Source organism: Isoptericola sp. NPDC056605 (assembly GCF_042792795.1).
Lineage (GTDB): Bacteria > Actinomycetota > Actinomycetes > Actinomycetales > Cellulomonadaceae > Isoptericola.
Map to the genome: position 1 here is coordinate 95,922 of NZ_JBHTVT010000018.1, position 12,258 is coordinate 108,179.

A 12,258-nucleotide genomic window follows, 5' to 3' on the forward strand; every position below is an offset into this window, starting at 1 on the left:
CCGACGGACGTGCCCCTGGTCGCGCCCGCGCCGGCCGCGGTCCTCGTGGGGGCGGCCGTCGGGCTGCTCGCCGGCGTCGTGCTGTGGCGGTGGCTGCGGACGGGGACGTACCGGTACGACACCGACGAGCCGCGCTCCCGTCTCGAGCGCACGTGGGCGGTGGTGCCGATGGCGGCCGCGGGCGGCGCGGTCGCGGGGTTCGAGCCGTGGCCGCTCACGGCCGCTGCCGGGGTGTACCTGGTCGGCGGGGCCGTGCTCGTGTGGATCGACCTGGACGTGCACCGCGTCCCGGACGCCGTGACCCGCGTGTGGGGACCGGCGGTCGCGCTCGCGGTCGCCGTGCCCGCCGTGGTCGCCGGCGACTGGGGCGTCCTCGGCCGGGCGCTCGGCGGCGCGCTCGTGCTCGGGATCCTGTTCGCGGTGATGGCGTTCTTCAGCATGGGGCTGGGGGACGTCAAGCTCGCGGTCGTCACCGGCCTGGTCGTCGGCCCGCTCGGCGTGTCGGGCGTGGTGACGGCCCTGGTCGCCACCTGCGTGGTGGCGGCGCTCATGGCGGTGGCGCTCCTGGCGCGCGGGGCGGGACGCAAGGCCCACCTCGCGTACGGCCCCGCGCTCGTCGCGGGCGTCGCGGTGGCGCTCCTCGTCCCCGCCTGACGGCGACGGCGAGCTGGGAGGCGCCTCAGCCCAGGCGGTCGAACGACGCCTCGTAGGTGCCCCCGTGCTGCGTCATGGTGGCGTCGTCGCACTCGTAGTCGACGTCGGCGCCCGGCACGGACACGGGCCGGCTGCTCTGCGCCGTCCCGGCCACCTCGTCCTTGACGGTGACGTCGGAGTAGTCCACGTCCTCGACGTGCAGGACGCCGTCCGTCGTCGTGACGTGGAAGGTCGCGGTGCCGCTCCAGGTCTGGACGATCTCGCCCAGGGTCGAGTGGGTGCCGCGCAGCGGGTCGGCGTCGTCGAACCGGGCGATCTCCGTGCCGTCCGCGCGGAACTCGAGCACGCGCCCGTCCCACCCGGTGACGTCGACGGGCTCCCCGAGCTCGGGCTGCTCCCAGGTGTCGCTCATGGACGTCTGCGTCCACCGCCCGACGAGGCAGGTGTCGATCGCGGCCTCGGCCGCCGTCGCGCGGGGGGACTCGGGCGGCGACACCTCGTCGTCCCGCAGGAGCAGGGCGGCCCCGGTGGCGGCGCCGGCCAGCACGACGGCGGCGACGACGGCGAGGACGAGGCCGCGGCGGCGGGCGGGCGGGGCGGCCGGGGGCTCCTCCGGCGGCTGCGGGGCGGCTCCGCCGGGGACGAACGTGTCCGCCGTGCTGGACCACTCGTCGACGACCGGAGCCGGTGCCGCGAGGGGGACGTCGGCCACGGCAGGCACGGCAGGCACGGCAGGCACCGCCGGCGCCGCGGTCTCGGCGGGCCCGGGGAGCGCGGGCGGTGCGGCGGGGGCGACGGCCCCCTGGTCGGGGGCCGCCGCGGCCGACGTCGGCGGCGCGGCCGGCCCGGGCAGGTCGGGCTGGGCGTCGAGGATCTCGCGCACGCGGGGCCGTCGGTCCGGGTCCTTGTCGAGGCAGGCCCGGACGAACGGCAGGAGCTCCTCCGGGCACTCCTCCAGCTGCGGGTCCTCGTGGACGACCCGGTAGTACATGAGGTCCGGCCGCCCCTGACCGAACGGGCGGTGCCCCGTGGCGGCGAAGAGGGCCACCCCGCCGAGCGCCCAGACGTCGGTCGCGGGGGAGACGTCCTCGCCGCGGGCCTGCTCGGGCGCCATGAAGACGGGGGTGCCGAGCGGCGACCCCGCGCGCGTGAGCGCCGTCGCGTCGGCCGTCAGGGCGATGCCGAGGTCGATGACGCACGGGCCGTCCGGGCCGAGGAGGACGTTGTCCGGCTTGACGTCGCGGTGCACCAGGCCGGCGCGGTGCACGGCGTACAGGGCCTCGGCCACGTGGCCCACGAGCGCGCGGACCTCGGCCACCTGCAGCGGGCCGCCCTGCGTCACGCGGTGCGCGAGCGTCGGGCCGGGGACGTACTCGGTGGCGAGCCACGGCGTCGCCGACGTGAGGTCGGCGTCGATGAGGGCCGCGAGGAACGGGCCGCGCACGCGGAGGGCCGCCGTGATCTCGCGCTCGAACCGGGCGCGGAACTCGGGGTCCTCGGCATACTCGTCGCGGATCACCTTGATCGCCAGGCGCCGGCCGCTGCGCATCGTGGCGAGGTAGACCATGCCCATGCCGCCGCGCCCGATCCGGCCCAGGAGACGGTGCCCGCCGAGCTCCTGGGGATCGTCCGCGGTCAGCGGCCGGACGCCGTCCGGCAGGGCCGCGTCGTCCGTCCGGTGCTGCGACAAGGGAGCTCTCCAGGAGTGTGGTCGAGGGCGTTCCGGTGCGGCCCGGGGCAGCTGGCGATCCTACCAACGAGGCATCCGACGCACCGGCATCTGAGACGCCGTCAGCGGGCGGTCACCGGGAGACGCCGAGCCCGTCGACGACCTCGACGCCCGGCATCGCGCAGAGGAGCTCGCCGGGCATGAGCAGCTTGGACCGCCGCACCCCGGAGCCCATGAGCGCGAGCGCACCCGGCGCGGCGAAACGGGAGTCGACGAGCACCCGCCACCCGGCGGGCAGGCCCACCGGGGTGATGCCGCCGTACTCCATCCCGGACTCGCTGGTCGCGCGGTCCGTGGGCAGGAACGACGCCTTGCGGGCGTCGAGCAGCTTGCGCACGCGCGTGTTGACGTCGGCGAACGTGGCCGCGGTGACGACGCACGCGGCGACCCGCTCGACGTCGCCGCGCCGGCCCGCGACGACGACGCAGTTGGCGGAGGCCTCGGGCGGCAGGCCGTGCTGGTCGTTCAGCGTGGCCGTGTCCGCGTGGTCGGGGTCGATCTCGGTGACGGCGACCGACCTGTCGACGCGGTCGTCCCGCGCGGCCCAGGCGCGCAGCGCGTCGGCGACGGGCGGCGCGAGCAGGTCGGGGCGGTCGAGCGCGGGCGCCCACGTCAGGTCGCCCAGCGTCGGGAGTCCCGGTCGCGACCCGGGCGTCGTCGCGCCGCTCACCGGCGGAAGGTCGTCGTGAGCGTGGCGCGCGCGATGACGTGGAAGTAGACGTTGAACGCGACGTGCACCGCGCTGTTCGCCTCGGACAGGCCGAGCGACGGGACGTCGAGCGCGTGCACCGCGAAGACGTAGCGGTGCGGGTGGTCGCCGGGCGGCGGGCCGGCGCCCTCGAAGCCGAGCCGCCCGCCGTCGCTCGGCACGTGGAACGCCCCGGCGGGGAGGGCTGCCCCGCCCACGGCGCCCGCGCCGCGCTCCACCGAGGTCACGTCCGCGGGGACGTCGACGGCGGTCCAGTGCCAGTAGCCCGACGGCGTGGGGGCGTCCGGGTCGAAGCAGCTCACCACGAACGACCGCGTCGCGGCCGGCGCGCCCGACCACGCGAGGTGGGGCGACTCGTCGGCGCCGTCGACGCTGAAGTCGACGGCGAGCGGCTCGCCGTCGGTGACGTCGGCGCTCTTGAGCGTGAACGTCGCGGGGACGGGGAGCAGCGAGTACGGGTCCGGGGGCAGCGGTCGATCGAAGTCCTGGCCAGTCATGGGGGTCATGCTGCCCGACCGCCCGCGGTGCTGGCCAGGACGCAACGCGGGCGCGCCGTGGTACGGTGCTCGCGCAAACCGACTGGACGGTACGTTCGGTCGTCGACGGAGGTCGCGAGGAGGCGATGGTGGGTTCGGTCGACAGCTCCACGGGCAGCTCCACGGGCAGCTCCACGGGCAGCTCCACGGGCAGGTCCACGGGCAGGTTCACCGGCAGGGTCGCGCTGGTCACCGGTGGCAGCCGGGGCATCGGGCTGTCCGTCGCCCGGCGCCTCGTGGACGAGGGCTGCGCGGTCGTCGTCACCGGGCGCAAGCAGGAGGCGCTCGACGAGGCCGTCGCGGCCCTCGGGCCCGAGCGCGCCTCGGGGGTGGCGGGCCGCGTGGACGACCCCGAGCACCGCGGGGCCGTCCTCGCCCACGTCGCCGCGCGTCACGGGCGCCTGGACCACCTCGTCAACAACGCGGGCATCAACCCGGCGTGGGGGCCCGCGCTCGAGGTGGACCCGGGCGTCGCGCGCAAGATCCTCGAGGTCAACGTCGTGTCCGCGCTCGAGTGGACCCGCGACGCCGTCGCCGGCGGGCCGATCCGGTCGGTCGTGAACGTCGCGTCGATCTCCGGGACGTCGTCCAGCCCGAACATCGCCTTCTACGGCGCGTCCAAGGCCGCCCTCATCAACCTCACGCAGCAGCTCGCCCAGGAGCTGGCGCCCGCGATCCGGGTCAACGCCGTCGCGCCGGCCGTCGTGAGGACGCGGTTCTCCCGCGCGCTCTACGAGGGGCACGAGGAGCGTGTGGTCGAGCGCTACCCCCTCGCGCGGCTCGGCGAGCCCGACGACGTCGCCGGCCCGGTCGCCTTCCTGCTCTCGGACGACGCGGCGTGGGTGACCGGCCAGACGCTCCGGATCGACGGCGGCGCGAGCATCGCGCCCGTCGGGTGAAGGATGGGGGCATGAAGAGCACGAACGTCGCCGACCGGGTCACCGCGGCCGCCCTGGACCTGTTCGCCACGCAGGGGTACGCCACCACCAGCGTGCAGCAGATCGTCGAGGCCGCGGGCGTCACCAAGGGCGCCATGTACCACTACTTCCAGTCCAAGGACGACCTGCTGTTCGCCGTCTACGACCGCATGCTGGCGCTGCAGAAGGCCCACCTCGACGAGATCGTCGCCGCGGGCGGGCCGGTCGAGGACGTCGTCCGGGCCGTGTGCGTCGACGTCGTCGAGACGTCGATCGACTTCCTCCCGGAGGGCACCGTCTTCTTCCGCAGCATGCACATGCTCACCGAGCCGCGGCTCAAGGAGGTCACGCAGCGGCGGCGCGAGTACCACGACGAGTTCGCGGGGCTCCTGCGCCGCGGCCAGGACGAGGGCGTCTTCCGCACCGACGTGCCGCGGCCGCTGCTGGTGGCGCACTTCTTCAGCGACGTGCACTACCTGTCGCACTGGTACTCGCCCGAGGGCCCCGAGACCAAGTCCGAGGTGGCCCACCAGCTCACCGAGCTCTTCCTGCGCGGGATCCGGACCCCCGCGGCCTGACCACGCCTGCCGCGGCGCCGACGACCGGGCGGGCACGACACCGACGAGACGAGAGCGACGATGACGACGCTGCCCGGCACGACCCCCGCCCGCTCCCGCACGAAGGCCGCCGGACCGGGACTCCGCGAGGCGGCGCCGACGATGCGCGCCTGGCGGGTGACCGGCCCCGGCGAGCCCACGGAGGTGCTGCGGCTCGACGAGGTGCCCGCGCCCGTGCCGGGGGAGGGGGAGGTGCTCGTCCGGGTGCGCGCCGTGGCGGTGAACTTCCCCGACGTCCTGCTGGCCCGCGGCGAGTACCAGGTCCGGCCCGAGCCGCCGTTCGTGCCCGGCATCGAGCTGTGCGGCGACGTCGTGGCGCTCGGCGAGGGGGTCGCGGCCGGCGATCGCGGCCTGGCGCCGGGCGTGCGGGTCGTGGGCTCCGCCATCGGTGTGCTGTCCGAGCTGGCGGTGCTGCCCGCCGCCGCGGTGCGCCCGGCACCCGAGGGGCTGGGCGACGCCGAGGCGGCCGCGCTGACGATCGCCTACCAGACGGCGTGGTTCGCGCTGCACCGCAAGGCCCGGATCCGGCCGGGGGAGCGCCTGCTGGTGCACGCCGCGGCCGGCGGTGTCGGGACCGCGGCGGTGCAGCTCGGGATCGCGGCGGGGGCCCGGGTGATCGCCGTCGTGGGCAGCCCGGCGAAGGCGGCCGTCGCGACGGCCGCCGGCGCGCACCACGTCCTCGTGCGCGGCGCCGACCTGGCCGCCCAGGTCAAGGAGCTCACCGGTGGCGCGGGCGCCGACGTGGTCGTCGACCCGGTCGGGGGCACGGCGTTCGAGCAGTCGACGCGGTGCATCGCCTTCGAGGGGCGGATCGTCGTCGTCGGCTTCGCGAGCGGGGACGTCCCCCGGGTGCGCGCCAACCACGCCCTCGTGAAGAACTACGACGTGCTCGGCCTGCACTGGGCGCTCTACCAGCAGCGCCGCCCCGAGCTGGTCGACGCGGCGCACGACGCCCTCGCGCGCCTCGCCGCCGAGGGCGCCGTGCGGCCCGTCGTCGCCGACGTCGTGCCCTTCGAGGACGCCCCCGCCGCCGTGCAACGCCTCGCCGGCGGCACCACGACCGGCCGTCTCGTCGTCCGCGTCGCCGACTGACGGAACCCCCACCCCGAGGCCTTCCAGCACGCGACCCGTCGCGGCAACCGACCGGATGCCGCCACGGATCGCGGGCCGGAAGGCCGCTCTCCCTCGCACCCGACCCGGAGGAACCCCATGTCCGCTCGTGCCGTCCCGACCGCCCCCGACCGCCCGCTCGAGGGGCGGGTCGCGCTCGTCACGGGCGGCGCCCGCGGCCTCGGTGCGGCGTACGTCCGCGCCCTGCACGCGGCGGGCGCCGCCGTGGTCGTCGCGGACGTGCTCGACGACGAGGGCGCGGCCCTCGCGACCGGCCTCGGCGACCGGGCGCGGTACGTCCGGCTCGACGTGACGGACGAGGCGGGCTGGGCGGAGGCGGTCGCGGCCACGGTCGAGGCGTTCGGGGGCGTGGACGTTCTGGTGAACAACGCCGGCATCGCCAACTCCGCCCCCATCGAGCACTACTCCACGGCCAAGTGGGACGCCGTGATCGCGGTGAACCTCACCGGGACGTTCCTGGGTTGCCGCACGGTCGTCCCGGTGATGAAGGCGGCCGGCGGCGGGTCGATCGTCAACGTGTCGTCGGTCGAGGGGCTGCGGGGCGGGGAGCGGCTGCACGGGTACGTGGCCTCCAAGTTCGGCGTGCGCGGGCTGACCAAGTCGCTCGCGGTCGAGCTGGGGCGCGACGGGATCCGGGTGAACTCCGTGCACCCGGGCCTCGTGCGCACGGAGATGACCACGCGCATCGACACGGACGCGGTGCCGATCCCGATCGGCCGTGCGGCCGTGCCGGACGACGTCGCGGGCGCCGTGGTGTTCCTCGCGAGCGACGCGTCGGCGTATCTCACGGGCACGGAGCTCGTCGTGGACGGGGGGCTCACCGCGGGCGTCTGAGCGTCCTGGCGCCCGTCCCGGGCGTCGGACGTCACGGCCTTGCAACATTCTGAAGAATGTCTCGACGAGGCATACCGGCCAGTCGGTTTATCGGCTAGCGTGGCACCACCCGACACGAAGAGGTGCCGATGTCCCGCCGTATCCCCGCGTCCGATCCCAGCCCGGGAGCTCCCGGCCTCGGCGCTCACAGCCCTGGAGCTCCCGACCCCGCACCCACCACCCCCGCGGCCCACCCGCGCCTGGAGGTGTCCGGCCTCACCGTGACCTTCGGCGGCCTGACCGCCCTCGACGGCGTCGACCTCACGGTGGGCGACCCGTCCGCCCGTGCCGACGGGGAGGCCGGTCAGGGCGCCGAGACCGTCGCCCTGATCGGTCCGAACGGCGCGGGCAAGACCACCGTCTTCAACGCGGTGTGCGGCCTGGTGCGGCCCTCCGCGGGTGACATCCGCCTCGACGGGCGCCCCGCGCCCGCGTCCCCGTCCCGGCTGCTCGAGCGCGGGCTCGCACGCACGCTCCAGGGCCTCGGCCTCTTCGCGGGGCTCACGGTGCTCGAGAACGTCCTGGTGCCGGTGGCCGGAGCCGCCGACGCCGCCGACGCCGCGTCGGCCGCGCTCGCCCGGCTCGACCTCACCGGTGCCGCCGGCACCCCGGTCGACGCCCTGCCCTACCCCGTGCGCAAACGGGTGGCGCTCGCCCGCGCGCTCGTGGCGCGCCCGCGCCTCCTGCTGCTCGACGAGCCCGCCGGCGGCCTCGGGGCGGACGACGTGGACGCCCTCGCCGACGTCGTGCGCGACGTCGTGGCGGACGGCTGTGCGGTGCTCCTGGTCGAGCACCACGTCGACTTCGTCATGGCCGTGGCCGACCGGGTGGTCGTGCTCGACTTCGGGCGAGTCGTCGCGAGCGGGACGCCCGACGAGGTGCGCGCCGACCCCGCTGTCGAGGCGGCCTACCTCGGGCTGGAGGCCGCGTGACCGCCGCCCTGGCCGTCGAGGGCCTGACCGTGGGCTATGCCGGCGCGCCCGTGCTGGACGGCCTCGCGCTCGCCGTCGCCCCGGGCGAGGTCGTCGCCCTGCTCGGGGCGAACGGCGCCGGCAAGACGACCCTGCTGCGGTCGCTCTCGGGCCTCACGGCGCCGCGGGCGGGGCGGGTCCTGCTCGACGGCGCCGACCTCACCGCCCTGAGCGTCGAGGACCGCGCCCGCCGCGGGCTGGCCCAGGTCCCCGAGGGGCGCAGCGTCGTGACCGAGCTGACCGTGGACGAGAACCTCCACCTCGGCGCCCTGTGGTGCCACCCGGGGCGTGCCGCACGCCGCGCCGCGGTCGCCCGCACCTACGACCTGTTCGAGCCGCTCGCGCGCCGCCGGGCGAGCCTCGGGCACCAGCTCTCCGGGGGCGAGCGTCAGATGCTGGCGCTCGGCCGTGCCCTGCTCGCCCGGCCGCGCGTGCTGCTCCTCGACGAGCCGTCGCTCGGCCTCGCGCCGCGCGTCGTCGCGCAGCTCATGGGCGTGCTGCGCGCCACGGCACGGGAGACCGGCCTGACGGTGCTGCTCGCCGAGCAGAACGTCACGAGCGCCCTGTCGATCGCCGACCGCGGCGTCGTGCTCAGCCTCGGGGCGGTGGTGGCCGAGGCCCCTGCCGCCGAGCTCGCCGGGGACCCCGCCCTCCGCCACGCCTACCTGGGCTTCTGACCGGCACCGACCGGCACCGACCGGCACCCGACCTGCGTCACCCGAGAGAGGCTCCCCATGGACCGACTCGTCTTCCTCCTCGCCACCGGGCTCGCCCGGGGGCTCGTCATCGCTCTCTTCGCGCTGTCCCTCGTGATCGTCTGGCGCGCCGCCCGCCTCGTGAACTTCGCCCAGGCCGCCGTCGCCACCGTCGCCGTCTTCGCCGCGTTCGCCGTCACCGGCGCGACGGGGTCCTTCTGGGCGGGGCTGGCCGCCGCGCTCCTCGCCGGGGCCGCGCTGAACGCGGCGGTGGAGCGCGGCCTGATGCGGCGCGTGCCGCAGGGCAGCCCGCTGCCCGGGATGATCGTCGCGATCGGGCTCGTCATGGTGCTGCAGTCGGCGCTCGGGATCGCCTTCGGCCCCCGGCACCGGCCGATGGCCGCGCCGTTCGACGAGCGCCCGTTCGTCGTGGGCGGCGTCCCCCTGCTCTCGCCGTACGACCTGTTCGTGCTGACCGTGGCGCTGGCGGTGGTCGGGCTGCTGGCGTGGCTGTTCAACGGCACGTCGCTGGGCCTGCAGCTGCGGGCGTCGGCAGCGGCGCCCGAGGTCTCCCGGCTGCTGGGCGTGCGCGTGCCGCGCATGGTCACCCTCGGCTGGGCGCTGTCGGGCGCCGTCGCGGCCCTCGCGGCCCTGCTGCTCGTGCCCACCGAGCTCGGCCTCAACGCCCACTCCGCCGACCTGCTCTTCGTGCACGCGTTCACCGTCGCCGTCCTGGGCGGGCTCGACTCGCCGACCGGGGCCCTGGTCGGCGGGGTCCTGGTGGGGGTGCTCGTCAGCCTCGTCACCGGGTACCTCGGTGCCGGCGTCGCCCCGCTCGCCGTCCTCGCCCTGCTCACGCTGGTGCTGCTGGTGCGGCCCGGCGGGATCTTCGCGACCGCCCAGGTGCGTGCCGCATGACCGCCACGAGACCCGCCGAGACCGAGGAGGCCGCCGTGCGCGACGCACGCCGCACCGTCCCGCGCCCCGCCCCTGAGGCTCCCCGGAGACTCACCCGCACCCAGCGGATCCTGGTGCGTGCGGCCGTGCTGACCCTGCTGGCGGTCGCCGCCACGTTCCTGCTCGACCCGTACCGCAACTACCAGCTCGCCGTCGTCGCCGCGACCTTCTGCGCGACGGCGGGCCTCACGCTCCTCGTGGGACTCACCGGCCAGCTCTCCCTCGGGCACGCCGTGCTCATGGCGGCGGGCGGCTACGGCTACGCCCTCACCGTGAACGCGGTCGCCGGCGCCGGTCTCGACGGCGACGGCACGGCCGGCGCGGCGCGCGTCGTCCTGGGGCTGGTCGGCGCGCTGCTCGCGTCGGGCGCGGTGGGCGGGTTGCTCGGCCTGGCCGGCGCGCGCCTGCGCGGGCCCTACCTGGCCGGGCTGACGCTGGCCATGGTCGTCGCGCTGCCCGCCCTCACGGCGCAGGTGCCGGCGGTCGGCGGCGACCAGGGCCTGGCGGTCCCGTTCGAGGGCGTGCCCGAGGCGCTGTCCCGCCTCGTCGTCGTGGAGCAGTGGCACGCCTGGGTGGCGATCGTCGTGGCCGCGCTCGCCGTCACGCCGCTGGCCGTGCTGCGCTCCGGCCACGCGGGCCTGCGCATGCGGGCGGTGCACGGCGACGAGACCGCGGCCCGGCTCTCCGGGGTGTCGCCCGCGCGCGTCAAGGTGGGCGCGTTCGTCGCGAGCTCGCTCGCCGCCGGGCTCGGCGGCGCCGTCCTGTGCCTCGTCACGCAGTCGGTCGGCCCCGGTCGCTACGACCTCGCGTTCTCGCTGCTGCTCGTCGTGGCCGCGGTCGTGGGCGGGCTCGGCAGCCTCGGCGGTGCGGCCGCCGGCGCGGCGCTGGTCGTGCTGCTGCCCTGGCTCGTCGACACCGTCACCGGCGCCGTCGGCGTCCCCGCGGACCTCGAGCAGCGGCTGTCCGGCAACCTCGCCGTGCTGGTCTTCGGCGCCCTGCTGATCGTCGTGACGCTGGCCTGGCCGGGCGGCCTCGCCCGCGCCGCGGCCCGCCGCCGACCCCACGTCCTCCCCTCGCGACGTCGCGGCCGCACCGATGCGCCCGCGACCCTGCCACAACCCACAGAGAGGTGACCCCCATGCGGAATCCCCGCACCGCCACCGCCGGTACCACCGCCGGCGTCGCCGCGGCGTCCGTCGTCGCGTGCCTGGCCCTCGCCGGCTGCAGCACGCCGGCCGCCGCGGCCCCCGGCATCAGCGACGACACCGTCACGGTCGGCACGCACCAGCCGCTGACGGGCCCGGCCGCCGCCGGGTACGCGTCGATCTCGGCGGCCACGAAGGCCTACTTCGAGTACGTCAACGACCACGGCGGCGTCCACGGCCGCTCGATCGAGTACGTGGTCAAGGACGACGGCTACAACCCCGCGAACACCCAGACCGTGGTCCGCGAGCTCGTGCAGGAGGACCAGGTGTTCGCCCTGCTCGGCGGGCTCGGCACGCCGACGCACGCGTCCGTGCTCGACTACCTCGACCAGAACGACGTGCCCGACCTCTTCGTCGCCTCCGGCAGCACCCTGTGGGACGACCCCGAGGGGCACCCGAACACGTTCGGCTTCAACGCCGACTACGTGGTCGAGGGTGCCGCGCTGGCGCAGTACACCGCCGACGAGCACGCCGGCAGCAAGGTCTGCGTGCTCGGGCAGGACGACGACTTCGGCGAGGAGTTCCTCGAGGGTGTGGAGCTCGCCCTCGGCGCGGACGGCGTCACCGCCCACGAGACGTACTCGACGTCGAACCAGGACGTCACCGCGCAGATGGGTGCCCTGCAAGCCGCCGGGTGCGAGAGCGTCCTGCTCGCGACGGTCAACGGCTTCACGGCGCTCGCGGTCGGCACGGCCGCGAAGATGGGCTGGAGCCCGCGCTGGCTGGCGTCGTCGTCGGGCGGCGACTACCCCACGCTCGTCGAGCTGCTGGGCGAGGACGTGGCGCCCGCCCTGCTGCAGGGCTTCGTCAGCGCGAACTACCTGCCCTTCGGCCCGGACGGCGAGTGGGTCGAGCTGTTCCGGCAGATCAACGACGAGTACAACGACGGCGCGCGGTTCGACGGCAACACCGTGTACGGCATGAGCGTCGGCTACCTGTTCGCCGAGGCGCTGGCCCGCGCGGGCGAGGAGCCCACGCGCGAGGGCCTGGTCGAGGCCGTCGAGTCGGGCGGGCTCGAGGGCAACGGCATCCTGCCGCTCATGTTCGGTCCGGAGGACCACTCCGCGTTCGACGGCGTCGGCATCACGACCGTGGCCGACGGCGTGCAGGACTACGTCGGCGCGACCTACGCCGTCGGGAGCGGGAAGGTGACCGAGGTCGAGCCGCAGCCGGTGCCGCTGCGCAACGACGGGATCCCCGCCTCGTAGGTGTGGTGAGCGCGAGAACGGGGACTGTTCGTCGACGAACAGTCCCCGTTCTCGCG

13 protein-coding genes are annotated in these 12,258 nt (G+C 75.9%); 10 read left to right on the forward strand and 3 right to left on the reverse strand.

Annotated features, from left to right (window positions below; all coding sequences use genetic code 11):
• Nucleotides 1-9 precede the first annotated feature (9 nt).
• Complete coding sequence (locus ACFQ8Y_RS17175) at nt 10-654, forward strand: prepilin peptidase (RefSeq protein ID WP_430586238.1); 645 nt, start codon at nt 10-12, stop codon at nt 652-654.
• Between the two features lie 25 nt (nt 655-679).
• Here the strand turns inward: ACFQ8Y_RS17175 and ACFQ8Y_RS17180 are convergent, their stop codons facing one another.
• The 3 genes from ACFQ8Y_RS17180 to ACFQ8Y_RS17190 all read right to left on the reverse strand — a co-directional run bounded on the left by ACFQ8Y_RS17180 (nt 680) and on the right by ACFQ8Y_RS17190 (nt 3,589).
• Nucleotides 680-2,344, reverse strand: a complete 1,665-nt coding sequence (locus ACFQ8Y_RS17180) for a protein kinase (protein WP_430586239.1) — start codon at nt 2,342-2,344, stop codon at nt 680-682.
• Between the two features lie 112 nt (nt 2,345-2,456).
• Nucleotides 2,457-3,053, reverse strand: a complete 597-nt coding sequence (locus ACFQ8Y_RS17185; protein WP_430586240.1) for a YbaK/EbsC family protein — start codon at nt 3,051-3,053, stop codon at nt 2,457-2,459.
• The gene (locus tag ACFQ8Y_RS17190) at nt 3,050-3,589 is read right to left on the reverse strand and encodes a YbhB/YbcL family Raf kinase inhibitor-like protein (protein WP_430586241.1); all 540 of its coding nucleotides are present in this window, start codon (nt 3,587-3,589) and stop codon (nt 3,050-3,052) included. The genes ACFQ8Y_RS17185 and ACFQ8Y_RS17190 overlap by 4 nt, the downstream gene beginning before the upstream one ends.
• Nucleotides 3,590-3,717: 128 nt before the next feature.
• Between ACFQ8Y_RS17190 and ACFQ8Y_RS17195 the strand changes: the two genes are divergently transcribed.
• The 9 genes from ACFQ8Y_RS17195 (at nt 3,718) to ACFQ8Y_RS17235 (ending at nt 12,202) form a co-directional block, all read left to right on the forward strand.
• On the forward strand, nt 3,718-4,527 hold the full coding sequence (locus ACFQ8Y_RS17195; protein ID WP_430586242.1) for an SDR family oxidoreductase: 810 nt from the start codon (nt 3,718-3,720) through the stop codon (nt 4,525-4,527).
• A gap of 11 nt (nt 4,528-4,538) precedes the next feature.
• Entirely contained in the window at nt 4,539-5,123 is a 585-nt protein-coding gene (locus ACFQ8Y_RS17200; protein ID WP_430551795.1) for a TetR/AcrR family transcriptional regulator, read from the forward strand.
• A 60-nt stretch (nt 5,124-5,183) separates the two neighbouring features.
• Nucleotides 5,184-6,254, forward strand: coding sequence for an NADPH:quinone oxidoreductase family protein (locus tag ACFQ8Y_RS17205; protein ID WP_430563031.1), 1,071 nt, complete (start codon nt 5,184-5,186; stop codon nt 6,252-6,254).
• A 117-nt stretch (nt 6,255-6,371) separates the two neighbouring features.
• Complete coding sequence (locus ACFQ8Y_RS17210; protein ID WP_430586243.1) at nt 6,372-7,127, forward strand: glucose 1-dehydrogenase; 756 nt, start codon at nt 6,372-6,374, stop codon at nt 7,125-7,127.
• A gap of 128 nt (nt 7,128-7,255) precedes the next feature.
• Nucleotides 7,256-8,098: an ABC transporter ATP-binding protein gene (locus tag ACFQ8Y_RS17215; protein ID WP_430586244.1), complete on the forward strand. Its 843-nt coding sequence runs from the start codon at nt 7,256-7,258 to the stop codon at nt 8,096-8,098.
• On the forward strand, nt 8,095-8,814 hold the full coding sequence (locus ACFQ8Y_RS17220; RefSeq protein ID WP_430563034.1) for an ABC transporter ATP-binding protein: 720 nt from the start codon (nt 8,095-8,097) through the stop codon (nt 8,812-8,814). Before ACFQ8Y_RS17215 ends, ACFQ8Y_RS17220 begins: the two co-directional genes overlap by 4 nt.
• A gap of 57 nt (nt 8,815-8,871) precedes the next feature.
• Nucleotides 8,872-9,750 (forward strand): branched-chain amino acid ABC transporter permease, encoded by an 879-nt coding sequence (locus tag ACFQ8Y_RS17225; RefSeq protein ID WP_430551800.1) that lies wholly within the window; start codon nt 8,872-8,874, stop codon nt 9,748-9,750.
• A complete protein-coding gene (locus ACFQ8Y_RS17230) occupies nt 9,747-10,922 on the forward strand; it encodes a branched-chain amino acid ABC transporter permease (RefSeq protein ID WP_430586245.1) in 1,176 nt (391 codons plus the stop codon). The genes ACFQ8Y_RS17225 and ACFQ8Y_RS17230 overlap by 4 nt, the downstream gene beginning before the upstream one ends.
• A 5-nt stretch (nt 10,923-10,927) precedes the next feature.
• Complete coding sequence (locus tag ACFQ8Y_RS17235; RefSeq protein WP_430586246.1) at nt 10,928-12,202, forward strand: ABC transporter substrate-binding protein; 1,275 nt, start codon at nt 10,928-10,930, stop codon at nt 12,200-12,202.
• Nucleotides 12,203-12,258 lie beyond the last annotated feature (56 nt).